19 protein-coding genes are annotated in these 25,704 nt (G+C 53.3%); 6 read left to right on the top strand and 13 right to left on the bottom strand.

Going from position 1 to position 25,704, the window contains the following annotated elements; genetic code table 11:
- Positions 1-182: 182 nt before the first annotated feature.
- From RB620_RS08705 to RB620_RS08670, 8 genes are all read right to left on the bottom strand, one after another.
- On the bottom strand, positions 183-1,724 hold the full coding sequence (locus RB620_RS08705) for an ABC transporter substrate-binding protein (protein WP_308093521.1): 1,542 nt from the start codon (positions 1,722-1,724) through the stop codon (positions 183-185).
- Between the two features lie 117 nt (positions 1,725-1,841).
- Entirely contained in the window at positions 1,842-2,732 is an 891-nt protein-coding gene (locus RB620_RS08700) for a carbohydrate ABC transporter permease (protein WP_308093520.1), read from the bottom strand.
- A 14-nt stretch (positions 2,733-2,746) separates the two neighbouring features.
- Positions 2,747-3,652: an ABC transporter permease gene (locus RB620_RS08695; protein ID WP_308093533.1), complete on the bottom strand. Its 906-nt coding sequence runs from the start codon at positions 3,650-3,652 to the stop codon at positions 2,747-2,749.
- A gap of 195 nt (positions 3,653-3,847) precedes the next feature.
- On the bottom strand, positions 3,848-5,425 hold the full coding sequence (locus tag RB620_RS08690; protein WP_308093518.1) for a response regulator transcription factor: 1,578 nt from the start codon (positions 5,423-5,425) through the stop codon (positions 3,848-3,850).
- Between the two features lie 5 nt (positions 5,426-5,430).
- Complete coding sequence (locus tag RB620_RS08685; RefSeq protein WP_308093516.1) at positions 5,431-7,173, bottom strand: sensor histidine kinase; 1,743 nt, start codon at positions 7,171-7,173, stop codon at positions 5,431-5,433.
- Between the two features lie 99 nt (positions 7,174-7,272).
- Positions 7,273-8,373, bottom strand: a complete 1,101-nt coding sequence (locus tag RB620_RS08680) for a Gfo/Idh/MocA family protein (RefSeq protein WP_308093515.1) — start codon at positions 8,371-8,373, stop codon at positions 7,273-7,275.
- Between the two features lie 24 nt (positions 8,374-8,397).
- A complete protein-coding gene (locus tag RB620_RS08675; RefSeq protein WP_308093513.1) occupies positions 8,398-9,267 on the bottom strand; it encodes a sugar phosphate isomerase/epimerase family protein in 870 nt (289 codons plus the stop codon).
- 241 nt (positions 9,268-9,508) lie between these two features.
- Positions 9,509-10,549: a LacI family DNA-binding transcriptional regulator gene (locus tag RB620_RS08670; RefSeq protein WP_308093511.1), complete on the bottom strand. Its 1,041-nt coding sequence runs from the start codon at positions 10,547-10,549 to the stop codon at positions 9,509-9,511.
- A gap of 270 nt (positions 10,550-10,819) precedes the next feature.
- Between RB620_RS08670 and RB620_RS08665 the strand changes: the two genes are divergently transcribed.
- The 6 genes from RB620_RS08665 to RB620_RS08640 all read left to right on the top strand — a co-directional run bounded on the left by RB620_RS08665 (position 10,820) and on the right by RB620_RS08640 (position 17,888).
- Complete coding sequence (locus RB620_RS08665; protein WP_308093510.1) at positions 10,820-11,743, top strand: DMT family transporter; 924 nt, start codon at positions 10,820-10,822, stop codon at positions 11,741-11,743.
- Between the two features lie 164 nt (positions 11,744-11,907).
- On the top strand, positions 11,908-13,500 hold the full coding sequence (locus RB620_RS08660) for a PTS transporter subunit EIIC (protein WP_308093508.1): 1,593 nt from the start codon (positions 11,908-11,910) through the stop codon (positions 13,498-13,500).
- A 12-nt stretch (positions 13,501-13,512) separates the two neighbouring features.
- Positions 13,513-14,358 carry a PRD domain-containing protein gene (locus tag RB620_RS08655; RefSeq protein WP_308093506.1) on the top strand — a complete coding sequence of 282 codons (846 nt, stop codon included), beginning with the start codon at positions 13,513-13,515 and terminating at the stop codon, positions 14,356-14,358.
- 291 nt (positions 14,359-14,649) lie between these two features.
- Positions 14,650-16,014 (top strand): extracellular solute-binding protein, encoded by a 1,365-nt coding sequence (locus RB620_RS08650; RefSeq protein ID WP_308093505.1) that lies wholly within the window; start codon positions 14,650-14,652, stop codon positions 16,012-16,014.
- 96 nt (positions 16,015-16,110) lie between these two features.
- Positions 16,111-17,019 (top strand): carbohydrate ABC transporter permease, encoded by a 909-nt coding sequence (locus tag RB620_RS08645; protein WP_308093503.1) that lies wholly within the window; start codon positions 16,111-16,113, stop codon positions 17,017-17,019.
- A gap of 17 nt (positions 17,020-17,036) precedes the next feature.
- Positions 17,037-17,888 (top strand): carbohydrate ABC transporter permease, encoded by an 852-nt coding sequence (locus RB620_RS08640; RefSeq protein WP_308093501.1) that lies wholly within the window; start codon positions 17,037-17,039, stop codon positions 17,886-17,888.
- 305 nt (positions 17,889-18,193) lie between these two features.
- Here the strand turns inward: RB620_RS08640 and RB620_RS08635 are convergent, their stop codons facing one another.
- The 5 genes from RB620_RS08635 to RB620_RS08615 form a co-directional block, all read right to left on the bottom strand.
- On the bottom strand, positions 18,194-19,960 hold the full coding sequence (locus RB620_RS08635; protein WP_308093500.1) for a sensor histidine kinase: 1,767 nt from the start codon (positions 19,958-19,960) through the stop codon (positions 18,194-18,196).
- Complete coding sequence (locus RB620_RS08630; protein ID WP_308093498.1) at positions 19,957-21,525, bottom strand: response regulator; 1,569 nt, start codon at positions 21,523-21,525, stop codon at positions 19,957-19,959. The genes RB620_RS08635 and RB620_RS08630 overlap by 4 nt, the downstream gene beginning before the upstream one ends.
- Before the next feature lie 140 nt (positions 21,526-21,665).
- The gene (locus RB620_RS08625; protein ID WP_308093496.1) at positions 21,666-23,351 is read right to left on the bottom strand and encodes an extracellular solute-binding protein; all 1,686 of its coding nucleotides are present in this window, start codon (positions 23,349-23,351) and stop codon (positions 21,666-21,668) included.
- A gap of 69 nt (positions 23,352-23,420) precedes the next feature.
- Positions 23,421-24,317: a carbohydrate ABC transporter permease gene (locus RB620_RS08620; RefSeq protein ID WP_308093494.1), complete on the bottom strand. Its 897-nt coding sequence runs from the start codon at positions 24,315-24,317 to the stop codon at positions 23,421-23,423.
- A gap of 36 nt (positions 24,318-24,353) precedes the next feature.
- Positions 24,354-25,331: an ABC transporter permease gene (locus RB620_RS08615; protein WP_308093493.1), complete on the bottom strand. Its 978-nt coding sequence runs from the start codon at positions 25,329-25,331 to the stop codon at positions 24,354-24,356.
- Positions 25,332-25,704 lie beyond the last annotated feature (373 nt).

Raw genomic sequence — 25,704 nt, 5'->3', positions numbered from 1 at the left:
CCAGCTTCCTTCAGATTCTACCTCGCGATAGACACCCTTGCTCTTGGCTAACGGTAGGCGTTCGCCAGCCCCCGTTCGGGACTCTCACCCTAGAGATGACGCCCATGCTGGGCGTACATTGATAAAAACAAAGCCCCGATTCCGGGGCTTTGTTTTTTAACATACGCAGATCGAACACAATTTTATTTCGACGCCGCCGCCCATGCGTCCAGCTGCTTTTGTTTCTCCGCGACGATCTTGTCAATCCCCGCCGACTTCAGCTGCTTGATGAATTCAGGCAGCTTGGAGGCCGGATCGATCATTCCCGTTTCGAGCGCAACCTTGTATTGGTTCTGCACGTTCGTAACCGCCGCGATTTCCGTCTTCACGGCGTCGGCGTTGAAGGTGAAGCCCAGCGCCTTCGACTTGGTCGCGCTTCGGTTAAAATCAGCTAGCTGATTCCATAGTTCCGGATCGTCCCCGTTCCAGATGTACGACAGCGACTGATTGCCGAACATCCAGCCCATTTGCAGGTTGTAACCGGAGTTCGTAGCGTCGACGCCTTGCGGATAATCGATAATATTGTCGGACACCTTCTCATAATGTTTGCCCTCGATGCCGTAATCCAGCAGGTTGATCAAGTCTTTATCCGTATACATCAGATTAAGCAGCATCATCGCTCTATCTGGATCCTTGGAGTTACGGGCGACGCTCCACATGATCGAGATGATGTTGGACGTCATCGTAACCGGCGGTCTGAAATGCACCGACACCATGTCCTTGCCCGTCGTTCTCGACTCCTGAGTTTCGATGCCGGGCTTCATATGGGAGATGAAGGAGAACGCCTTGCCGGATTTGACCATATTGTATTGCGTTTCGGTGCTCGTAGCGGCATCCTTCGCCACATACCCCGCTTCATTCCATCTTCTGACCGTATTCAGCAAAGCCGCGTATTCCGGCGTCTCGTACATATTCACGACCTTCAGGCCGTTATCGTGGCCCGGCAGCACGCCGAAGCCGTCACCTAAGACGTCGAAGAAGGTTTGCACGTAAATATCAAGAATCGAAGTGCCGTATTTCACCGTCGGAATCATTTCCGGCTCGTTGTCCTTAATCACCTTGAATACGGCGTCCAAATCGTCGAGCGATTTAATCGCGCTTGTGTCGATGTTGTATTTCTCCACCAAATCCCTGCGCATCGTAATGCCGTAGTCGGCCGCCAAATCCCGGATGCTCGGAACGGCGTATATTTTGCCATCGATTCTCGTCGCGTTCAGGAAGGCCGGGTCAAGCGAGTCGAGCGCCTCTTTTATGCCTTGCCCTTGCTGTTCGAGATAGCTGTCCAGCTCCAGAAACTGCCCTTTTGCGACATCCTGGCTGTAGGTGTTCAAGCCGCTTACGATCAAGTCCACCTGCTCGTTGCCCGACATCATAAGCGTCTTCTGCTGCGCCCATGCGCCGAATCCGATCGGGATCAGCTTGACCGTCGCGTTGATTTTCTCTTTGGTCAGTTTGTTGATTTCATCCGAGACGAGCTTTAAATCCTTCGGTTCCCCGCCAACCGGGAATACCATGACGAGCTCGACCGGCTTCAAGTCCCCGCTGCCGCCATCTCCGTTACCCGCATCCGGCTCGTTCCCCGTATTCGCGCTGTTGCTGCCCCCGCCGCTGCATGCGCTGACGAGCAACGCGAACACCATTACAATCATAATAACCGTTTTTGCCGCGTACCTTCTCTGTTTCATTGCCATGACCTCCCAGGTTCGTTTATGAAAACGTCTTCACTTAGTAGAATAATGGAATTCGGACAAGTCCACTTTCACATTTCCGACATCGCTTTTTCGATTTTCCGTTGTAGCGATCTACCCTTTCACCGCGCCGATCGTCAAGCCCTTCACAAAATATTTTTGGAAGAACGGATAAGCGAGCAGCAGCGGAACGACCCCGATAGCGGCCATGGCCATCCTCATCGACGCAAGCGGAATATTCGCGGCGAATTCGGCGGCCCGGCTTCCCGCCTGTGTAGAGTTCTGCAAAAATTGCACGTCCAGCAAAATCCGGTTGAGCAGGTTCTGCAAACTATAATATCGGCTGTCGGTGAGGTAAATCAAGCCATTGAACCAGTCGTTCCAATACAGGATCGTGTAGAACAAGCCGACTGTAGCGAGCACCGGCGTCGACAGCGGCAGCACGATTTGCAGGAAGATTTTCCACTCCTTCGCCCCGTCGATATAAGCCGATTCGATAATGGCCTTCGGAATGGAGCTGGCGAAGAAGGTTCTCATCAGGATGATAAAAAATCCGTTCATCAGCAGCCCGGGGATGATCAGTGCCATCAGCGTGTTTTTCAAATCGAAATAATTCGTGTAAAGCAAGTAGTTCGGAACGAGTCCCCCGTTGAACAGCATCGTAAAGAAGACGAAGAACGCAAGTCCGTTGCGGAACGGCATCTCCGTCCTCGACAGCGGATAAGCGAGCATGGCTGTCAGCGACAGACCGAACGTCGTACCGACGACGGTCGTCAAGATCGTAATGCCGTAAGCGCGGGCAATATCCGTCGAGGTGTTCCACAAATACCCGTACGCGGTCAAGCTGAGCCGATCAGGGAAGAAAGCGTAGCCGTTGCGAACCAGCTCCATGTCGTCGGTTAGCGAACCCGAGAACAACAGCCAAAACGGCAAAACGCAGAATAGGGTGAAGAGCAGCATGACGATATTAATACTCCATTGATAGATCTTGCCGGATGATTGCATGTAACCCTTCCTTTCTAAAATAGTGCGTTGTCTTTGTTGAATTTGCGTACGATTGCATTCGATAGGATGACGAGAATAAAGCCGACAAGCGCCTGATACAGACCGGCTGCCGAGGACATGCCGATGTCGCCCAGGTTAATCAATGCGCGGTAGACGTACGTGTCAATCGTATTCGTGACCGGCATGAGCGCGCCGGAGTTCAGCGGCACCTGGTAGAACAAACCGAAGTCCGAATAGAAGATTCTGCCGATAGCGAGCAAGGTCATAATGGTGATGACTGGCGCGACGAGCGGAAGCGTAATCTTCATAATTTGCTGCCACCGGTTCGCTCCGTCGATCGTCGCGGCCTCATAATATTCGTTGTCGATGCCGATTATCGCCGCCAAATAAATAATGCACAGATTGCCGACGCCTTTCCATACGCTTACGATCGTCAATATCCAAGGCCAATATTTCGTTTCGCCGTACCAGGATATCGGCTCCATGCCGAGCATCGGAAGCAAGGTTTTGTTCAAAAACCCGTTCTCTACATCCAGGAAACCTAACACCAGATACCCGACAATAACCATCGAGATCAGGAACGGCAGCAGGATGAGCGTCTGATACATTCTCGATAAAAACCGAATACGTATTTCATTGAGCATGATCGCAAGAGCGATCGCGATTCCGGTATTGAGCAGAATGAACGTAACATTATAGAGCAGTGTATTTCTTGTAATAATGTAAGCGTCCGTCGTTTTAAATAAATATTCGAAGTTTCTAAACCCGATCCAATCGCTGCCTAAAATCCCTTTCGCGAAATTGATGTCCTTGAACGCGATCACGATTCCGAACATTGGCAAGTAGTTGTTGATCAGTAGGTACAGCAGGCCGGGAAGCGCCATCAGCACAAGTGCGCGGTACTTCCTCGCCTTTCTCATCTCCAATGCGAAAGAACTGGCTTTCACGGGGGCTCGACCACCTTTGCTTTCGTATGTTAGTTTCATGACCTAATACTAACGCAACGCGAATAAGCCGGCTTCCAATATTCCGACATCCCGTTTTCGAGATTCCGACATGTTGCCCATGTAAAAAAAAGACCGCGCGAAGCGACGCAGCGCCTCTCGCGGTATATTCTATTTGGCCGGGCAACAGCACCCTTTGCGGTAATCCTGCGGCGACATGAACGTTTCTTTTTTGAACAGCGTGGAGAAATAGGAAAAGTTCGAGAAGCCGACCGCAAGGGCGACGTTGCTGATCGTCGTGTCCGTCATTGCCAGCAGCTCCTTCGCCAGATGGATTCTTTCATTCAGAATGTAGTCCGAAATGGAGAGCCCCGTTTCTTTCTTGAATACCTTCACGATATAATCCGGGCTTAGCCCAATATAATCCGCAATGTACTGCCTGGACAGCTCCTGGTCGATGTGCAGGGCGATGTAGCGCTTAATTCTCTCCACCGTCGACTCGTTCGATTCCAGTCCTTGAATATGGACAAACGCATGGTTCAGTACATCTCTCACCCAATCCTGAAGCTCCTTCACGCTTCGCGTCGCGGCCCCTATACGCTCCGGCGACAAGTGATCCGAGAAAATTTCCGCCGCACGCAGTCCCTGCTGCTGAAGCGAATGCAGCACCATCTGCAGAAAGCTCTGATAAAACAGCTGCAGTCCTTTCGCATCCAGGTATTCGATCCGCTTCCACGCATCCAGAAACTGCTGCGATTCGTCCATCAGCTTCTGCCTGTTGCCCTGCTTGATCAGCTCCGACCAGACATGAACCGGCGGCAGCGGCACCTTCGAATCCTGCTTTTTCCGCTCGTCCATATAGGTTACCCGGTCAATGAGATTAACCTGGTTCCTCTTGAACGCCGCTATGCCCTCAGCCATATCCTTCACTTCATGCGCTCGAACGCTCCTGCCGATCACGCAAGAGAGATGACAATACAAATATCGGTTGCACACTTCGATGAAAGCCTCGCACCGCGCTTTGATCTCCTTGTAATAAAAATCGCAGCTTTCCTCGGGAATCCGCTTCCGAGAGAATAGAACCATCAGAGTGTCCGGCTCCAGTTGCACGATTTGCGCGCTGGCATCGCGCTGAATGACGACCTCCTCAAGAGCGTTCCGCAGCGCATACTTCATAATTTGCGCATCGCGTGCATTCAATGACTTCTCCCAGTGTCCGATGCTGACGAGAATCGGCAGAAACCCCGTCGCGCGGTCATATGGAAGCTTCCGCTTCTCGATGACCTCCATCATTTTATCCGGATTGGACGGGATCGCCTGATTCAGCACATCCTGCCAGAACCGTTCGGACGCCATCGTGGCCGATTCTCTCTCGATCCTGATCTTCTCGATCAGCTTCGTCATGACCAGCTTCAACTCATCATGAGGCACCGGCTTCAGCAAATATTCGAAGCTGCCGAGCTGCAGCGCTTTCTTCGCGTATTGAAAGTCGGCGTGGCAGGTGAGGAAGACGCACTCTGTCTGCGGATACTGTTCCCGGACCCACTCGTAAAGCTCCAGACCGCTGCCTTGCGGCATCTCGATATCGCATATCATCATGTCGAACGGCCGGCTCACGAATTCCTCCTTCGCTTGCCGGAGGTTGTTCGCGATCGACACGTGCACAATGCCAAGCTTCTGCCATTCCACGCTCGATTTGATGCCGTTTGCTATAAACTTTTCATCGTCCACGATCAGTAACCGGTACATGCGCTCTACCTCATTTCTCTGCATACAGGCAGTATCATGTCGACAACGGCGCCGTCATCGTTCGAAAACGAGATGCTCACCTTATCCTCGTACAGCAGGCGCAATCGGCGCCTCGCGTTCCAAATTCCGATATGCTCGCCTTGTTCGTTCATCAGGTTCGTCCCCTGCTGCAGCTTAGGCAGCACTTCGCTGGAGAAGCCGGGTCCCGTATCGCGGATGCGGATCCATAGCGCCTCTTCCGCCCCCCATTCCGCTTTGCTTGCCGTAATCACGAGATGAGTCGGCTCGTCCGTATTCACGGCGTGTTTAATCGTATTTTCGGCGAAGCTCTGGATGATCAGCGTAGGGATGAAACACCCGCGCAGCTCATCCTCAGCGGCGATCGAATAGGTCAAGCTGCCGGGGAAGCGGAACTTCTGAATGGTCAAATAGTTTTCGGTATGGCCGAGCTCGTCCCCCAGCAGCACAAAATCCGTCTGGCTTCGGAACATAAAGCGGAAATAACGGATCAGGGAGATGGAGAGCTCCTGAATCAACCCATATTTTTTCTCTTGGGCTAAGTAATATACGACATTCAGACTGTTCAGGAAAAAATGCGGGTTAATTTGCATCTGCAATTGCTTGAGCTCCGCCTTCTGGTTAGTCAGCTGCTCCTCGTAGACGTCGATTTTCAACTGCTGGATATCGCTGACCATGCTGTTGAACGTCTCGTTCATCATTTCGAATTCGTTGGACGCCGGCTTGTTCGGTATTCTCGCCTCTAGATAACCTTCCTTGATTTTGCGCATCGCCATTATGATCCGGTTGACTGGCAGCAGGACGACCGTGCGCAGGAAATAAAGCGCGATCAGCAAGATGAGAATGGAACCGGTTGCAATTAGAAGGATGATCCGTTGCAAATAAGGCAGCTTCTCCAAGATGGTCTGGTCGGGAACGACCGCGACGAGCCCGAACCCTCCTTTGCCTGACTTCTCTCCGATAACCAGGTACTGATCGTCGGCTCCGGCAAGCCTGTACTCGTTGGATGCGTAAGCGAGGTCGATCTCGTTCTCTTCGAAAAAAGCTTCGTCCTGCAAAGGCGCATAGCCGTCATCGACCAGAAGCGATCTGCCTTCCGTGCCTAGATCGAGCAGATCAAGCGGTCCCATGACATCGTCCGTATTCACTCCAGCCCCGACATACAAGTTGCCCGTTCGAATGATGCGGATCAGGTAGTTCTGCTCTTCCGCCCTAAAAACCGTCCATTGCTTGTACGGATAGCTCTCCATTGTCCGCTCGTGTTCCATCATGTTCGTAAGCTCTTCCTTAATGGAGTCATTATTCGGGAAGGCCGAGCCGACTATCTTCGGCGCAAACAACAACTCTTCGTTCAAGGTTGAATAGATAAAAAAATAATCGAGCGCGTTATAATAGATCGCGTTTTCCTTCAGCTCCGTAAACAGCCATAATTGATGCAAATTGTACAAATCCCTATCCGTCTCGGCCGGACGGTCGAGGATATACAAGCCGGATTCCTCCGCCGCGAATTTCAGTAAATAGTCGTCGATATCCTCCAGCGTCTTGTCGATCATTCCCATGTAGAGCTCCAGCATATTGCCGTTCGACTGCGACACCTGGTTGCGCACGACCTCCATGGAATAGAAGTTGTTGTAGATCAAGAACGACACCATCGGCAGCATAATGAGCAACAGCCCGGTAACCAGCTTGAATCGAAGAGAATTAAAGAGCGAACGATGAGCGAGTTTCAAGTTCCGTCTCTCCCCTTTACAGCCTGCGAATAAGTAGAGAGAATTATACCACGAATAGCCGAGGAGTTGTCCCCGGCTATCTCATGTAAATATTTTCCGCTAAAATTGCACGGTTTCGCCCGTCTGCGCCGAAGTATAGATCGCCTCCAGCAACTGAGTGACGACCAGTGCTTGCTCCGGCTTCACGAGAGGCTCCGTGTCGTGGATGACGCTCTCCAGCCATTGTCTTGCTTCCTTCACGCCGTCTTCCTCGGCGCCCGGCCCGAAATAGGCGATGCCGCCGCTGAAGGACGGCTTCGTCTCCACCAGCTGATTATGCTTGACGCTGTTGAAGATGACGTCGCTCTTCCCAAGGACGGAGCTGCCTCTCATCTCCGCGCCGCCTTCCGTTCCGCACAGCGTCGTCATCGCTTCCCTGGCATCGGTCGTATTCAGCGCCCAAGACGCTTCCAGATAGATGGTCGCTCCGTTCTCCATCTTGATGAGGCCGAAAGCGGAATCCTCAACTTGATAGCCTTGCGGATCCCACGGGCCCATCATATTGCCTTCGAACTTGTCCGCCATCTTGTAGAACACAGAGCCGGTAACCGACTTCGGCTTGTAGTTGTCCATGAACCACAGCGCCAAATCGAGTGCGTGGGTGCCGAGGTCGATGAGAGGCCCGCCGCCTTGCTGCTCCTTATCCAGAAAGACGCCCCATGTCGGCACTCCCCTCCGGCGGACGGCATGCGCCTTGGAGAAGTAGATGTCTCCAAGCTCCCCGTTGCGGCAAGCTTGGTACAGGATCTGCGAATCGTTCCTGAACCGGTTCTGGTAGCCGATCGTAAGTTTTTTGCCCGTCCGCTTCGCGGCTTCGACCATCTTCTGCCCTTCGGCAGAATTTATGGCCATCGGCTTCTCGCACATGACGTGCTTGCCCGCTTCAAGAGCGTCGACCGTAATGAAGGAATGCTGCAAGTTCGGGGTCAGCACATGCACCACGTCGATGGACTCGTCCTTCAGCAATTCCTTGTAATCCGCATATACGTACGCTTCCGCCGTGCCAAAGTCTTTAGCCGCTTTCACGGCTCTCTCCTCCACCGTATCGCAGAAGGCTACCATTTCGCATAAGTGCGGCAGCTTCGCGAGCGACGGCATATGCTTCTGATTCGCAATGCCTCCGCAGCCGATAATGCCGATCCTCAGTTTGCCGTTTTCCATTTCGTCATTCCTCCCCTGATTTCGTTACACGTATTGCCCAAGCACGCTCAGATCCCTGGTTATGCTGCCGATCTTATCCTCCGACTCGCCTTCGTCCTCGACAAGCGCGTAACGGATATGTCCCATGGAGCGGATGCGCTCGTACACGGCTGCAAAGTCGAACAGGCCCATTCCGAGTTCGACGAAATCGCCGGGCTTGACGTATTTCCCGTACGCTTCCATCGGTTCGAGGTTCTCGGCCCCATCCAGGCGCATCGCCTCCATAATATCCAGCCGGCCGGCGGCTTCCTTGCTTATGTCTTTCTGATGGACCATATCGCAGCGCTCTCCGAGCATCTCCAGAACCGCCACCGGGTCGATGCCGGCGCGCATGACCCATGCCATATCCACCTCGAACTTCAAGTAGGATGGATCCGTGTTCGCAAGCAGCAAGTCAAACAACGTCTCGTCGCCGACCCGCTTAAACTCGTGCGCGTGATTATGGAGATAGAACTGGAAGCCGCCTTCCTTCATCTTCTTGCCGATTGCGTTCATCTGTTCGGCCGCTCTGAGCGCGCTCTCGCGATCCTTGATCCACACGGACGGCAGTACGATCCGCTCGCTTCCGACAACGTCATAATAAGACATGACGTTATCCCAATCGTTGGCGTCCAGCTCCTGTCCCGGCATCGTGCCTTCATGGACGGCAACCGCCTTCAGGCCGAGCTCGCGGATCTTGTCCCTTACCGATTCCGCCGGTATTTCGTCGATGAATCGCGTGAACGTCTTCATATTGAAGCCGACCAGCTCGATGTTGGTATACCCCGCCGCGGCCACCTTTTCCAACGTGCCGAAATAATCTTCGCCCAGCTCCTTGTGTACCGAAAAAATATTAATGCCTGCTGCAATGCTCATGGATTCCTACCTCCGTCTCGAATAGATCACTTTTTTGCGTTTGCGTAACAACGTGGTGCTTGATTATTATGATAAAACAGTTCGGCTCCCCGTTCTTTCACGTATCCGTTCTCCCGCTTTCGAATTTCCGCACTGGGCGCGGCCGATCCGCTCCGGCAACCAATATAGGTCTTAAAATGAAGCGAAGCCGCATCCGTCCGGACTATAGTCCGGACGGATGCGGCTTCTTCTGCACGCCCTATTAACTCTTCGTTCTGCAAGGTCCGGTCGTCTGCCTGACGATCAAATCGACAGGCATCGCTATCCGGCGATTCGTGATGGGACTGCCGTCGATTTGGTCCAGCAGCAGATGAACGGCTTCCCTGCCTTTCGTGAGAATATCTTGCGCGATGGTCGTCAAGGATGGCGACGTATATTCCGACATGAACAGGTTATCGAAGCCGATGACCGAATAGTCCCTCGGCACTTCCTTGCCCCGTTCGCGCAGCCGCTTCAGCAGACCCATCGCACTGACGTCGGAGAAGGAGAAAATCGCGGTCACGTCGTCCATGTCGATTAATTGGTCCGCTGCGCGGTATCCGCCTTCCAGCGAGGTCGGCAGCTTGATCATCGTCCGCGGGTCGTACGGTATGCCCGCTTCCGCAAGCGCGTCTTTGTAACCAAGCCATCGTTCGTGAAGAACCCCATAATAAGATATATTCTCCAGCGGAATATCGCCGATCAACAACGCAATCCGGCCATGCCCCTGCTTAATTAAATAGTTGGTCGCCAGGTAACTTCCGTTACGGTCTTCCAAATAGACTTGCATCAAATTCGGATCGGACAAGTAGCTGTCTATAAAAACGGTAGGGAGGCCAAGCTCGAGAATACGCCCCACCGCCTGCGAGCCTTCGTTCGTTCCGACGACGATAAGCCCATCCAGCCTGCGCTCCTTGACGAAAGAAAACGTCTCCGTCCGCTCGTCGATTCCCGCGAGAATAATATGAAAGCGGCGGTCTCTCGCCCCTTCCTCGACGCCCGCGAGCAGATCCCAATAGAACGGATTGTCCTGCAGCCTGCCGGGCTGCATCGTCGGAACAACCAGCCCGATCAAGTCGCTGCGGTTCGTCTTCAGGTTGCGCGCAGTCAAATTGGGCGTATAGCCGAGCTCTCCGATGATTCTTTCGATCTTCTGCTTGGTCGTCGCCGATACTCGCCCTTTGCCGTTAATCACGTTCGATACGGTCGCGATCGATACGCCCGCCGCCCGCGCCACGTCCACGATGCTTGCTTCGTTTTTCATGCCCCGCCCCTCCTCCTCACATTATAACTCAATTCAATCCGCTACAAAATGGAATTACTGCCAACGGCGAAAACCCGCAAACGCGACGCGTACATCCATGCGTCCCGTTTGCGGGTTTCTAGTGATTAAACCTTTAATCAAAAGTTAAAATGACAGCGCATTCAACGTCAACGCCTATTTTTAGCAAAAGATTGCTCTAGCGAACCTGCCCGTTCATACGCTATATTGGGCTATGGAATCCATATCACGCCCGAAAGCGAGCCATCTACCATGAACCGCAGCACGAAAGGTTTTTCCGCTTATGAACTTCTTTATCTGGTCGGCATTATCGCCATCTCCTTTTCTTCCATCTTCGTCAAATGGTCCGATGCCGACGTCGCCGTCATCGCCATGTACCGCCTGTACTTAACGAATTTGCTGCTGCTTCCGTTCGCATGGAAATATCGCCGCGAGCTGTTCTCGCTTACCCGGCGGCAGTGGCTGATGCTCGGCGCATCGGGCGCCATGTTAGGTCTGCATTTCCTATTATGGATGGCGTCGCTGCGTCTAACGACCGTTGCAAGCTCAACGGTCATCCTGACTCTCGAGCCCGTGATCGTCATGCTCGGCTCTTACTGGATCTACAAGACCAAAGCGAACGCCGCCATGCTCGCCGGAATGGGCATCGCGATCATCGGCTCCGTCGTCATCGGCGCCGGCGACTTTAGCTTGTCCGGCGATGCGCTCGCCGGCGACGTCCTGTCTTTCTTTGGCACCGTTGCGGTAGCCGTCCACATGCTGATCGGCAAAGGCCTCCGCGACAGCGTCGGCGCGTTCGCCTACAACTTCTGGGTCTTCCTATTCGCGGCAACCGCGCTCGCCTTCTATAACATAGGCGTCGGCAACCCGTTCACCGGCTATTCTTCCAAAGAATGGGGACTGTTCCTGCTCCTTGCGATCGTCCCGACGTTGTTCGGCCATTATTTGTTCAACTGGCTGCTCAAATATATGAACGCTACCGCCGTATCGATGGCCGTCCTCGGCGAACCTGTCATTTCGTCCCTGCTCGCTTGGTTGCTTCTGAAGGAAGCGCTGAGCGGTTATCAGCTTATCGCGGGTGCGTTCATTCTGTCAGGCGTCTGGTTATTCATTCGGTTCGGCCAGGACAAATCCGAGATCGCCGCGAAGGCCGCCGCGACCGGGCAACAGGCATAATTAACTAGTAAAGTTACTTTGACAAGAATCAGCCAGTGAAGGTATAATTTATTTACACAAAATCGACAAAATGAACGTGTTACCGAGAGGGCATTAGTTCAAGAACGGATGTTGTTCTTGAGCTATGCCCTTTTTTTCTCATTCAATCTAGGGTGGTTGACAGTATGAGCTACATTCAGCGCATTGGCCGTTCGCTCATGATTCCCATTGCCGTCATGCCGGCAGCGGCTCTTCTGTTCCGATTCGGCAAGATCGACTTCGAAAATCCGCTTCTTCAGAAAATCGCCGTCATATTCGAAGCGGGAGGCGGCGCCATCTTCGACCATCTGCCGCTCCTGTTCGCCATCGGCATCGCGATCGGGCTGACCGACGGCAAAGGCGTATCCGCCTTGTCCGCGGCCGTCGGCTACACGGTATTCCAGGAAGTCATGCGGACGTTCGAAGTCGCGCAGACCAACGATTTGGCGGAGACGAACATGCAGATGGGCGTGCTCGGCGGCTTGATTACCGGGGTTGTGACGTCCTACCTGTATAACCGGTTCAAAAATATTAAGCTGCCTCAGGCGCTCGGTTTCTTCGCCGGCAGCCGGTTCGTCCCAATCATAACCGCCCTGTCCATGACCGTGCTCGGCGGTTTGCTCGGCTTCATCTGGATGCCGATTCAAGAGAAAATCCAAGTGTTCAGTCTTTGGCTGGAATCGACGGGCGGCATCGGCACGCTTCTCTATGGCACGATCAATCGCCTTCTTATTCCGACCGGCTTGCATCACATCGTCAATCATATCGCCTGGTTCCAAATCGGCGAGTTCTCCCCTCCCGGCGGCAAGCTGGTGCAGGGCGACCTGACTCGCTTCTTCGCCGGGGATCCGACTGCAGGCGCTTACATGACGGGCTTCTTCCCGATCATGATGTTCGGACTTCCCGGCGCGGCGCTTGCCATGGCCATGGCCGCGAAGCCCGAGCACCGCAAGGTCATCCTGTCCATTATGCTCAGCGCCGCGCTCACTTCGTTCCTGACAGGCATCACGGAGCCGATCGAGTTCGCTTTTATGCTGGTCGCCCCCGCCCTGTTCGTCATCCATGCGGTGCTGACCGGCTTGTCCATGATGCTGATGTACATGCTTGAGGTTAAAATGGGCTTCGGCTTCTCCGCCGGTTTCATCGACCTCGCGATCAACTGGAACGACGGGACGAAGCCATGGCTCATTTTCCCGATCGGGCTCGCTTGTTTCGCCGTCTATTATTTTACGTTTTACGCGGTCATCCGCTTGTTCAATCTCGCTACGCCGGGCAGAACGTCGGATGCGCCGCGATCCGAAAGCGGTTTCGCGGCCGATGCCGCACTCGAGGGGCCGGAGCTTGGTTTGGCTGCCGTCTCGGCCATCGCTTCTTCCCAGGGATTCGTGCCTTCGGGAGATAGCGGCATGATGCCGCCGCAACCCGTCCAGGCCGCCGCGCCGGAGCCGGCCCCCGTCTCCGCGATTCGGAGCGCAAGCGCCGAGACGCTAGCGAAGAAAGCCGGAAGCGTCATCGGGTTCATCGGCGGCGAAGGCAATATTTCGGATGTGGACGCCTGCATTACGCGACTGCGGCTGAGACTGAAGCAACCGGAGCTCGTGCAGACGCAAGCGCTCAAGGATTTGGGCGCGGCGGGCATTCTTCGGGTCGGCAGAGACAACGTCCACGTTGTATTCGGCACGGACTCCGAGCTGATCAAGGAAGAAATTCAGAAGCTGCTGACGCAGAACGCGAAGTAATAGGAGAGGAGCATGAAGATGGCCGCAATTGAACGTAAGATCATACACGTGCTGTCCAACAATGTCGTGATGACCAAATTATCCTCCGGCAAAAACTCCATCGCGTTCGGCAAAGGCATCGGCTTCAAGAAACAGCCCGGCATGAGCGTCATCGAATCTGAAATTACACAGGAGTTTTTACTGCATACCATGGAAACGATCGAACATTACGAGCAAATCTTGAACAACGTCGATACCCGGATCGTCGGGATTACCGAAGAAGTCATCGCGATGGCGCAGCAGCGGCTGGAGGGCGAATTTTCCGAGACGATCCATGCCGCGCTCGTGGATCATATCAACTTCGCCATCGAGCGCTGCCGCAGAGGCGTACTCATTACCAACCCGTTCTCCTACGAGATCAAGCTGATGTACAAAGAGGAATACGACGTCGCCTCGGCGGCGGTCAACTATCTGAACGAAAAGCTGGACGCGCAGCTCCCCGAGGACGAGATTGCTTTCCTTGCGATGCACTTCCACGGCGCGCGCAACCGCGAACGCGGCACGGAGACGCTTGCCGTCGTCCGTCTCGTAGCCAAGATCATGGACGAAGCCCGATCCATCGGCCTTCAGTTCAACGATTCCTTCTCCTCCCTCCGCTTCATTTCGCATCTGAAGGGGTTGATTGACCGGATCAAGAAGGAGTCGCATATCAAAAATCCGTTGCTGCACCGCATCCAGTCCGAATATCCGGAGTCGTACGAGCGATCTCTGGCGTTGTCCGCCATACTGGAGGAGCATCTCAAGAAACCGGTGCCGGAGGACGAAACCGGCTTCCTTACCCTGCATATTGAGCGATTCAATCAACGCGAGCAGCTTTAGACAACTTGTTAGTAATTGGGTTTCTAATTATGCCGATTTAACAAAATAAATATTAAAGATTGACAGATAAACCGCTTTCAACTATGATGAAAACGCAAAACTAAATGACTTCACCCGATAATGTGTTACCGAAAGGGCATTAGTTATCGAAGCAGGCAAGATATGCTTCGTTACTAATGCCCTTTTTTTGTCATGAAAGGAGGATCGCCGACAGTTCGGATGTACGCTAGCGCGCTTAAAGGAAATACCTTCGTATGACCACAAACTTAAAGTCAAGGGGAGATCCGATCCATGAACACAATGAGAAACAAATCGATGTTTGCGATTCTCACGCTTATGCTCCTAACAAGCCTGCTGGCCGCATGCTCCGGCGCGAACACAACGAATAACGGCAACGACAAACCGGCTACGACAAACGCCGGCGAAGCCACGAACAACGGCGACGACGACGCGGCGAAAGGCCTGACGGGCGAATTCGAAATCCAATACTTCGTCGGCGGTTACGGCGATACGTGGTGGAAGCACGTCATCTCCAAATTCCAAGAAGCAAACCCGGACCTGAAGATTACGCAAACGGCAGGCTCCCAAATTAACGAACAAATGAGACCCCGTTGGATCGGCGGTACGCCTCCGGACTTCGTCTATATCGACGGCGCAGGCTCCAACGAATCTCAAATGGTGCAAGACGGCCAGTTGCTCGACCTTACCGAATTTCTGAAGGGCGCCAAAAACGCCGACGGCAAAAACGTGCTCGACATCGCGATCGGCCAGCCGACGGATTACAGCGGCAAAAACTACACGATGCCGCTCGTCTTCGGCTCGTGGGGCACGTTCTACGACAAAGCTTGGTTCACCGAGAACGGTTGGGAGACGCCGACCGACTTCGAAAGCTTCATGGCTGTCAGCGAGAAGATCAAAGCGTCCGGCGTATCTCCTTACATTCACACCGGCGTTTACCCTTACTACATCAACGGCGGACTGGTCAACTCCGCAATCGTAGCCGCGAACGGCGGCGACGGCTCCATCATCTCCAGAATGGCGGCGCTCGAAGAAGGCGTCTTCAAAAGCGAGCCGGTCATGAAAGCATTGGACAAAGTCGTGCAAATGCGCGACGCGGGCCTGATCGATCCTGGATCCGTTGCCCTGAACCATACGGATTCCCAAATGGCGTTCCTGCAGCACAAAGCCGCTTTCATCCCGAACGGCCTGTGGCTGGAGAACGAGATGAGCAAAGACATTCCGGAAGGCTTCGAGTTCGACTTCGTGCCGTCCGTCATGCAAGACAAGGGCCAGAAATACGTCGCTATCCCTTACACTGCATCCGTTGCGATCGCCGAAAAAGCGAAAAACCCGGAAGCGGCGAAAGCGTTCCTGCAATTTATTTTCACGGAGCAATTCGCGGTAGATTGGGCTGAGATGACGGGCGCGATCATGAACGTGAAGGCGGATCTGGAGAGCTCCTCCGCAGGTCCAGTCGTGAAGTCCGCCATGAACTACTTCAACAGCGACAACCTGGTCGTCGCTCCGGCTCTGATCGTGAACGCGGATGTCGAGAAAGCGCTGCAAGACGGCATCATCGCGCTCCTCGCTGGCAAAATCACGCCTGCCGAGTGGGGCGACCGCATGGAAGAAGCGGCAGCGGCTGCAAGACCGTAACTTATCGCGAACAGCGGCGGGAAAGCTCCTCTACCGGAGCCCCCTTCCCGCCGCTGCTCTACTTTTTAGATTTTTTACAAGGGGCGTGAGACTTGAATGACTGCAGCACCAACTTCCTACCGGCTGAAGCGTGCCTTGTTCATCCTGAGCTTTATCGTGCCGACGTTCCTGCTGTTCGCCGCTTTGACCGCTTATCCGCTCGTGCGCGGGCTGTACATCAGCTTCTTCAAGTGGTCGGGTTATTCGGGCGACATGGCGTTCATCGGATTCGATAATTACGTCAGATTGTTTAAGGACGACATTATCGGCACGGCGATCTTCAACGACTTTTTCCTCGTATTCTGGAAGGTCGCGCTGATCATGCTGATGGCAACGATACTCGCCGTCGCGCTGACTCGCATGAACATTAAGAGAACCGGCTTATTCCGGATCATCCTGTTCTTCCCGAACCTTATTTCCGTCGTCGTCATCGGCGTATTGTGGAGATATATCTACAACCCATCGGATATCGGCTTCCTGAATGCATTCCTGTCCCTGTTCGCAAGCGAACCGGTCAAAACGGTATGGCTAGGCTCCGAGAGCACCGCCATGTGGTCGATTCTTGCTCCGGCCGTATGGGCCGGCATCGGATTTTATATGATTTTGCTCATGGCCGCGATCATGAACATCCCTGAGTCGCTCTACGAGGCTTCCAATATCGACGGCGCCTCCAGATGGCATCAGTTCAAGCATATTACAATCCCGCTCATCTGGGAGCAGATGAAGGTTTCCATCATCCATATCGTCATTACGACACTTAACGGCTCGTTCATCATCGTCTGGCTTATGACCGAAGGCGGCCCGGATAACTCCACGCAAGTCATGGGCTCCTATCTATACCAAATCGGCTTCAAGCAATACCATATGGGCTACGCTTCCGCGATCGGCGTTCTCATTCTCGTGCTTACGCTCGTGACGTCGCTCATACTGAACCGCTTAATGAAGCGGGATACGATCCAAATGTAAGGAGGAACCGGCAACCGATGAAACTAACACGCCAAGAAGCATTCTCGACCTGGATTGTCCGCCTCCTGCTGCTCGTATGGACGGTGGCCGTCGTCTACCCCCTTCTCTGGACGCTGCTGTCGTCCCTGAAGGACAACCCGCAGTTTTACGGCAACAAGCCGTGGGCATTGCCCGAAATTCCGCTTAGGTGGTCCAACTTCTCGTACGTGTGGACGGAATACAAGTTCGGTGCTTACTTTATGAACTCTACCGTCGTTACATGCGCCAGCACGGCGCTCGCCGTCCTGCTCTCTGCCATGACGGCCTATATCATCGCGCGGTTTCCGTTCCGCGGCAGCAACCTGCTCTACTTCGTCTACGTGTCGGCGATGATGATTCCGCTTATTCTTGGTTTGATCCCGCTGTTCTTCCTGCTCGACAGCGTCGGATTGACCAACAATCTGCTCGGCCTCATTCTGGTCTACGCGGCAGGCGCGCTGCCATTCGGCATCTTCGTACTGGTCGCCTTCTACAAGTCGCTGCCGAAGGAAATGGAAGAAGCGGCCGCCATTGACGGAAGCTCCGAAGCCGGCACCTTCTTCCGCATCATGCTGCCGCTCTCGAAGCCGGGTCTTATCACCGTCGCGATCATCAACGTGCTGAACATCTGGAACGAATACATCCTCGGCACGGTCATCATGAACGATCCGATGACGAAGATCTATACGCTGCCTGTCGGCATCGCGGTCATGCAGGCCGAAATGCAGTACCGGACCGAATGGGGTCCCCTGTTCGCCGGCCTCATGTTCTCGATGGTGCCGATCATCATCCTGTACAGCTTCTTCCAGCGCCAGATCACGGGCGGGATTACGGCCGGGGCCGTGAAGTAAGCGGACGAATAATCTGGCGCATATCCAATAACCCGCAAAAAGGTACTTCCATCTCGGATTGCTAGAGTGGAAGTACCTTTTTCTGATCGATGATTGCTCGAGACCCAAGGCTGGTCGTTCGTATGGCTGTTCCAATACGAAAAATCATACACAATCATCCATCAAATCCGCATTGGCACCGATTATGTACGAAAATTCGTACAGAATACAAGCATTGCACCTGGAATCGTGTGATTGTGTATGGAATTTCGTACAGAATATACCTATCGTTTCTGCTTTCTTCCCTCGCCTGTTGCCCTCTTCCTCTACCGCCCCTCCCGCGCCTCTTCCGCCGGGATGCGGATACACACCGTCGTTCCGATGCCTAGGCGGCTGAAGATTCGGACGCCGTAGGCCTGTCCGTAATACAGCTTGATGCGCTGATTGACGTTGCGGATGCCGTAGCCAACGCTCGTGCTCTCCTCGGGATCGTCCATCTGCTGCAGCAGCTCTTGGCTGATGCCGACGCCGTCGTCGATGATTTTGAACAGCACCGTGTTATCGTCTTCCAGCTCGCCGACGATCCGGATATGGATTCGGTCCGCGCACCATGCATGCTCCAGCACGTTCTCGATGAACGGCTGGATGATCAGCTTGATCGTACCGTACTTCAAGATCGCGGGATCGATGTCGAAGCTGACGCCCATCCGCTCCTCGTACTTGATCTTCTGAATGTTGATGTATGCGTTCGCTTGCTCCAGCTCGTCGCTGATCGGCAGCAGAATGCGACCTTCGTTCAGCGACAGCCTGTAAAATTTGGCTAGATCCATCACCATTCGCTGCAACTTGTCCAGCTCGCCGAACTTGGCCAACCGGTTGATCGAAGACAACGTGTTGTATAGGAAATGCGGGTTGATCTGCGCCTGCAGCATGTCCAGCTCCGCTTCCTTCTTATCTAGGTCGGCCACGTACACTTTGTGGATCAGCTCGCCGATATTTTGCCCCATCTCATTAAGCGCCAAAGAAATTTGGCTGAACTCGTCGTTGCCCTTGAAATTGATCCGTTTATGAAAGTTGCCTTCTTGGAACGAATCGAGCACCGATACGATCTTGCCGACCTTCCTGGAGAAGTAATTGGACAGGAGCGCGCCGGATATGAAATACACGATTGTAAAAACAAGGCAGATGGCGAACGTCAGCAGCCGCACCTCATTGATCTTCTTCTCGAACGTTTCGTTAGGGATAACGGCGGCGATGCTCCAGTTCAGCTTCGGAATGACTTTCGCGATAACCAGGTTTTCCCCGAAGGCCTCTTCATCCCAGACATCTCCGTACCGGAATTCCGCCTCGCCCGAGGTTAACATGACGCGGCCCGCGTCGTCCTTGACGTAGATCGCCGCATCGTTGCCGATTTTATTAAAGTCGACCGTCTGGAACAGCTCCGACAAGTGAAGACTCTGCCTCAGGAAGCCGATTTCCCTGTTCGTGCCGACGACCTGAACGTCGACCAGCCTGCGCAGATGCGAGATGCGGTTGAACTTGGCATCGTCCTCCACCTGCTTCCACTGCATCGTCATTCCGAATACTTCATCGGGATAATCGCTGTACCAGTCCTTGTCCAAGATGCGCTTCAAATGGTAAACGTCGTAGCGGCTGGTCTCGCTTCTTAGCGGATCGTTTCCCTTGTAATTGAAATAAATTTCGGGAAACTCTTCATTCTTAATATAGATGGATTGCCACATCTTCAAGCTGGACGCCTGCTTGTATGCCTCGAACTTCGGCAGCAGCAGGTTGACCGTCGCCTCGTAGGCGACCCAGCCTTTCTCGTAGTTGCGCAGATGCCTCGCCAGCGTATTATCATAATAGAGGAAATCCGACACGCGGATAATATCTTCGATTTTGTAGGATACGTTGTCGCTAATCTGGATAAGCGTCCCGTTCACGCTGCTCTCGATCTGCTCGCGAATCGACTTGATATAAATCGAATTGGCGAAGTAACCGATGACGATAACCGGAATCACGATAAATAAACAATAAGAGAGCATCAGCTTGTAGCCGAAAGGCATATATCTGTAGCGACGGAACACCTTCATGGCCGTCTCCGGAATTCGAGCGGCGTCATGCCGTGGTAATCCTTGAACTGCCGGCTGAAGTATGGAAGGTACCTGTACCCGATCAGGCCGGCGATTTCATACACCTTGAGATTCGTGTTCGCAAGCAAATCCCCCGCCTTCTCCATGCGAAGCGTCGCCACGTAATCGCTGAAGTTCGTATTCATCTCTTCTTTGAAAATCTGGCCCAAGTAATTCGGCGAAAACGAATATTTCTCCGCGACATCCTTCAGCGTAATATTCTCGTGCAGACGCTGCTTCACGTCGGCAATGATATCTTGCGCGAGCTTCCAGTTTTTTTTCTGTTTCTTGTTCTGCAGCAGTTCGGACAACTCGTAAACGCGGTAACGGAGCCAGGAATGGATCTCGTCCATCGTTTCGTGACGCAGCAGGACGTCCAAGCTATTGAAGTCCAAGTTCAGCATCTGGAACAAATCCTCGTTGATCTTCTGCAGATGGGCATCCAGCTTCATGATCAGGAACACCGTGAAATTCTGGATCGTATATTTGGAACGCAGATTGTTCGCCAGCCCGTACAGAAGGCCGAGTTCGTCGTGCACCTTGACCAGATCGTAATCGGTCATCGCTTCGAACAAAGCGTCGAGCTGAATATCCAGGCTTTGCACGTCCTTCATCTGAGCCTGCTGAATATCCTCGTGTCGGATGATTCGCCCTTTGCCATAAAACACCTTGTAATCGAGCGCCAGCCTCGCTTGCCGATAAGAATCCTTAAGTTCGGCGGGCGAGCCTGCGAACCCTCCGACGCCTATGGTTACCGTAAAAGGAGCTTCAAGCGGTTCGTTCGTCAACGCTTCCCGAAGGCGGTCGATCTCCATGCCCTGTTCCAGGAGCATGCCTACCCGATTGCCGCCAAGCTTGCACATATGTTCGATGCGCAGACGGCTGCATACATCGATCATCGCGTGCAGGAATAAGCCGGACAGCTCCGAATCGTCGATCGCATCATCCGAGCCGCGTTTCAACATCCAATCGTCGCGTTCGACGGCAACCACCTTAACCGGCCATGCCAAGCGGTTCAGCTCATAACGCTCCAGAAGCACCTGCAGCATCTCATCGTCCGAAGTACCCTCCAGCAGCCGCAGCAAATATTCATTTTTCATGATCGGCACCATTCGTTGGTACAACTGCTCGGTCTCAAGCAGCCTGCGCTCGTCATCGAGCTCGATGCGCAGCTTCTGAAGCGACTCGATCAGCTCGTTGTCGTCCATTGGCTTCACCACATAGCTGCAGGCGTTAAGCGACATCGCTTGCTTCACGTAGTTAAAATCCTGGTACCCGCTCACGAAAATGATCTTGATCCTCGCTTGTTTATCCAACGCTTTGCGGGCCAGTTCAAGCCCCGACATATTAGGCATGCGGACATCCGTGACGAGAATATCGATCGGCTCGGACTCGATAATTTCGGCCGCGGCGAAACCGCTGGAGACGGAATGAACGACATTCATTCCGAGCTCCGTCCATGGAATGAACGTCTGCATCCCCTTTAAGTCAAGAATTTCGTCATCGACGAGCAGCACTTTGTACATGTCATTCAACTCCTGATCTGTCGACGTATATACGGTAAGATAGAGAAATCTTATAGAAAACGCGATAGACCGCTCATCCCATAGGGAAAAGGGTATACTTTTTCAGTATACCCTTTCCTTATGGAAGCACAATATGTTGATTATTGGCCTGCGATAATCTCTTTGTTTTTCTTCCAGCCCTCTGTGCGGAACTCAAGAAGTTTCGTATAACCCGCGTCTTGCGCGTCCTTCTCGGCTTTATCCAGAATGCGATCGACGTCCTCGTCGCTCTTCGCCATGACGGATTCCGCGTACGCTTGCGTGAAGATATCGTCGACGCGTTGTTTGATAATGCCCAGCTCGCTGTCCGGCGCAGGGTTCAGGTTAATGAACTCCGTTGCGTTCGCTTGCGTAGGCCATGTGATCTCGCTTTGGTAGCGCGCCGCCCAGTTTTGTTGATCCTTCGGCAGCTTGCTTTCGTATTTCATCTTCGCAGGGTCGATGTAGCCCGTGTTGCCGTTCCACATGATCGGGTCATGCGCCTTCTGCAGCTCAAGCACTTCGTTCGCGTCGTATTGATCCGTGAATACAGGATGTCCGTCCGCGTCGAAGCCTTTCCAGTTCTTGCCTTCCGGACCGAAGAACAACAGCGATTGTCCTTCTGGACCCGTGTACCAGTCGAGGAACGCGAAGATTTTCTCAGGGTCTTTGGCTGCTTTCGTGATGACGTTAACATTCCAGCCAAGCGCTGTATAAGTGCCAGGGAAAATTTTGTTTTTGTCCAGACCTTCCTTATGGATCGGCCAGATCATGAAGTAACCGGAATTCGGATCTTGTTTGACCATTTCGTTATGCGCGTTCATGGCGATAACCGTCGGGCTGGATGCCGCGAATACCGCTACGCGTCCTTGCATCACTTTCTCGTCGATTTGGTCCACCGTTTGGGTGAACGCGTCTTGGGAGATCAGCTTTTCCCTGTACAGCTTGGAAATGTATTTTTGCGCTTCGCGGAAGACCGGATCCGTAAACAGGGAAGTGAGCGTGTCGCCTTGCGGCACGGCGCGCAGCCCTTCGTTCAGGTACGAGTACATCGCGTTCTCGCCGAATGCCGTGTACAATACGCCAAGACCCTGCATGTCTTTCGCCAGATGCGGCTCGTAAGGAACGACCGTGTCGCCGTATTTCGCTTTGACGGAAGTCAGGTATGCATACAGGTCATCCGTTGTTTCCAGCTTAGGCGAACCTAGCTCTTCGTAGATTTTTTTGTTAATGACGTAACCGGAGTTTCCGTTCGGGCGGCCCGTATACCAGTTCGGGAACTGATACAGCTTGCCATCTTCGGAGCGCAGCAGGTTGAGGTCGTCGCCCATCCACGTCTTCAGGTTCGGGTATTTGTCGAGGTATTCGTCGAAGGCGACAAGCATGCCCGCTTGGCGAAGTCTCTCTACGTCCGCGCCGCGGTCCATCCACATGACGTCGGGCAGATCGTTGCTCGCGATCATCGTGCTCAGCTTCTGCTCGGGGTTGCCGCCGGCCGATACCGGAACGATGTTCAGCTTCTTGTTCTCCATCAGCCACTTGCCCGCTACCGTGCTGTCCCAAGCCGGAACGTCATACCAGTTATAATGGCCGTACATGCTGAACTCAAGCGCCTCGGAGCCGAATTCCCATACATCGGCGGGTTTCTCGCCGGATTCGCCGTTCTCGGGAGCTTTCGTCGCTTCGCTTGATGCCGAAGGCGATGGCTCGTTCTTGCCGGCGTTGTTGCCGCTGCAGCCAGCCAGCACCGTGGCGAGCACGAGAATAGCAGTTACGATAAGCAGTGCAGATTTCTTTACTTTCTTCATGCTTGTACTACCCCTCTCATCATATCGATTATATGTCCAAAGCGGTTAAGCCTCAAACCAATTTTGGTGTTACTCTTTCAGCGAGCCGATGAGCACGCCTTTCACGAAGTACTTCTGAACGAACGGATAGACCAGAATGATCGGCAGCGTCGCGACCATCATCGTCGCCATGGTCAGCGACTTGGTCGTGATGGTACGCAAACCTTCGATGCGTGCCGCGGAGGCGGTATCGATGTTGTTCGACATCTCCGTGACGATGTTGGCGTTCAGAATTTGGCGCAGCATCGTCTGAATCGGAACCAAATGTTCGTTCGTGATATAGATGCTCGGCATAAACCAGTCGTTCCAGTGCGCGACGGCCGTGAACAACGCCAGCGTTGCGATGACCGGACCCGAGAGCGGAAGCACGATCCGGAAGAAGATGCCCCAGTTCGTGCAGCCGTCGATCTGGGCGGACTCTTCGAGCCCGACGGGCAAGCTTTTGAAGAAGGTTCTGAATATGATCATGTTCCACACGCTGATGAGCGCCGGTATAATGAAAACCCAGAAGGTGTTCATCAGGCCGAGGGAACGGATAAGCAGGAACGCCGGGATCAACCCGCCGCCGAAATACATCGTGAATACGAAGAACAGCATGTAATAATTTTTGCCGATCAGCTCTTTCTTCGACATGCCGTACGCGAGCAGCGCGGTCATCAGAATCGCGGTGATCGTGCCTACGACCGTACGGGCGACGGAGACGAAGAAGCCGTTGATCAATCGTTTGTCGTTAAAGACGATATCGTAGTTTTCCAGCGTCCATACCCGCGGCCAGAACGTCACGCCGCCCTTCGAGGTGTCGATCCCCAGGTTGAACGATACGACGAGCGCATTCCAGAACGGGTAAAACGCGCTGAACGATAAGAGAATCAAGAATGCATAAATGAAGATCAGCATGAGCCGATCGCTAATTGCTATACGCGCCATGGCGGTTCGCCTCCTCGTAAGACCATTTTGCCGGTGCTACCATAAGCTGTTTCCGGATTTGCGAGCCAAGTAGTTCGCGATTGCCAGCATGCCGATGCTGACGACGGCTTTGAACAAGCCGACCGCGGTGGCGTACGAATAACGGTAATTCGATAAGCCTACCCGATACACGTACGTATCGATTACATCGGATACCGGCCTAAGCACCGGATTGGTGGCGAGCAAGAGAATGTCCTCGAAGCCCGCACTCAGCAAGTTGCCGATCGACAGAATCATGAAGATGACAATGACGGGCATGATCGTCGGAATCGTAATCAGATAAATTTGTTTGAATTTGCTCGCTCCGTCGATGTCCGCCGCTTCGTAGAGATGCGGATCGACGCCGGAGATGGCCGCCAGATAAACGATGGAGCCGAAGCCGATTTCCTTCCAGACGTTCGCCGAGATCAGGATCGACCAGAAGTATTCCGACATCGAGAGGAAGTTGACCGGTTCGTCGATGGCGCCGATCTTCTCCAGCAGCATGTTGACGCTGCCGTTCTCCGTCGCCAGCATGGACATGAACAGTCCGGCCACGATTACCCAAGACAGGAAATGCGGCAAATACGTAATCGTCTGCACGATTCGCTTGAAGAACATGTGACGTACTTCGTTCAGCATGAGCGCCAGAATAATCGGCGCCGGGAACCCGATAATGAACTTCAGAAAGCTGATCGCGATCGTGTTGCGCATGACATTATAAAATTCGGGAGCGTCGAAGAACATTTGGAAGTGCTTCCATCCGACCCAAGGGTTATCCCAAATTCGGCCTCCCGTGAAGATGTTGTAATCCATAAATCCCGTCAGCACGCCGTACATCGGGATGTAGGCGAACACGAAGATGAGCAGAATGCCCGGCCAGACCATGAGCTGAATATCCCATTGCTTCAGGAGACGCTGGATAAGGTTTTTCTTGCGCTGCGGCTCTAGCTGCCGTTCCCCCGCGTATTGCTGCTCCGTTGTTGCTTGCGACATGTGCATCCTCCTTGCTGCTTTGGTTGTTAGCGGTTGTTCAGAAAGTCCGCCTTTGATCACGATGTATGCCAAGAAGCCTATTCGACATCGAATCTTGAATTCAGCCGGATCTTCCGGTGCTCACGTAGCTACCACTACGCTCCGCTCCTCAGTTCCTATCTTCATTCAACCTTCTCGGTGCTGAAAACCAGACTTTCTGAACTCTTTCTGTTAGTGTTATTGTAAAGGACATGAAGCGCCCGTTACTATTTGCCTGATCAACAAAAAATGATACTTTGCAATGATAATGGATAAAAATCCGTGAAATTTATAGCCGTTTGATTGTAAATGATACAAATATGATTTTAAGGGTCATTTTAATGATGTTATCAAA

Origin of the sequence: Paenibacillus sp. LHD-117, assembly GCF_030929555.1 — a bacterium.
In the GTDB taxonomy this organism is placed as follows: Bacteria; Bacillota; Bacilli; order Paenibacillales; family Paenibacillaceae; genus Pristimantibacillus.
Note: the sequence above shows the minus strand (reverse complement) of the source record. Positions and strands in the feature narration are given on the sequence as shown.

Coding starts and splice junctions, on each gene's coding strand:
- RB620_RS08680 (WP_308093515.1), bottom strand. CDS start 8,373: ATGGAAAACGGCAAACTGAGGATCGGCATTATCGGCTGCGGAGGCATT.
- RB620_RS08655 (WP_308093506.1), top strand. CDS start 13,513: ATGAAGATGGCCGCAATTGAACGTAAGATCATACACGTGCTGTCCAAC.
- RB620_RS08625 (WP_308093496.1), bottom strand. CDS start 23,351: ATGAAGAAAGTAAAGAAATCTGCACTGCTTATCGTAACTGCTATTCTC.
- RB620_RS08640 (WP_308093501.1), top strand. CDS start 17,037: ATGAAACTAACACGCCAAGAAGCATTCTCGACCTGGATTGTCCGCCTC.
- RB620_RS08675 (WP_308093513.1), bottom strand. CDS start 9,267: ATGAGCATTGCAGCAGGCATTAATATTTTTTCGGTACACAAGGAGCTG.
- RB620_RS08660 (WP_308093508.1), top strand. CDS start 11,908: ATGAGCTACATTCAGCGCATTGGCCGTTCGCTCATGATTCCCATTGCC.
- RB620_RS08645 (WP_308093503.1), top strand. CDS start 16,111: ATGACTGCAGCACCAACTTCCTACCGGCTGAAGCGTGCCTTGTTCATC.
- RB620_RS08705 (WP_308093521.1), bottom strand. CDS start 1,724: ATGAAACAGAGAAGGTACGCGGCAAAAACGGTTATTATGATTGTAATG.
- RB620_RS08700 (WP_308093520.1), bottom strand. CDS start 2,732: ATGCAATCATCCGGCAAGATCTATCAATGGAGTATTAATATCGTCATG.
- RB620_RS08665 (WP_308093510.1), top strand. CDS start 10,820: ATGAACCGCAGCACGAAAGGTTTTTCCGCTTATGAACTTCTTTATCTG.
- RB620_RS08620 (WP_308093494.1), bottom strand. CDS start 24,317: ATGGCGCGTATAGCAATTAGCGATCGGCTCATGCTGATCTTCATTTAT.
- RB620_RS08650 (WP_308093505.1), top strand. CDS start 14,650: ATGAACACAATGAGAAACAAATCGATGTTTGCGATTCTCACGCTTATG.
- RB620_RS08695 (WP_308093533.1), bottom strand. CDS start 3,652: ATGAGAAAGGCGAGGAAGTACCGCGCACTTGTGCTGATGGCGCTTCCC.
- RB620_RS08630 (WP_308093498.1), bottom strand. CDS start 21,525: ATGTACAAAGTGCTGCTCGTCGATGACGAAATTCTTGACTTAAAGGGG.
- RB620_RS08615 (WP_308093493.1), bottom strand. CDS start 25,331: ATGTCGCAAGCAACAACGGAGCAGCAATACGCGGGGGAACGGCAGCTA.
- RB620_RS08670 (WP_308093511.1), bottom strand. CDS start 10,549: ATGAAAAACGAAGCAAGCATCGTGGACGTGGCGCGGGCGGCGGGCGTA.
- RB620_RS08690 (WP_308093518.1), bottom strand. CDS start 5,425: ATGTACCGGTTACTGATCGTGGACGATGAAAAGTTTATAGCAAACGGC.
- RB620_RS08635 (WP_308093500.1), bottom strand. CDS start 19,960: ATGAAGGTGTTCCGTCGCTACAGATATATGCCTTTCGGCTACAAGCTG.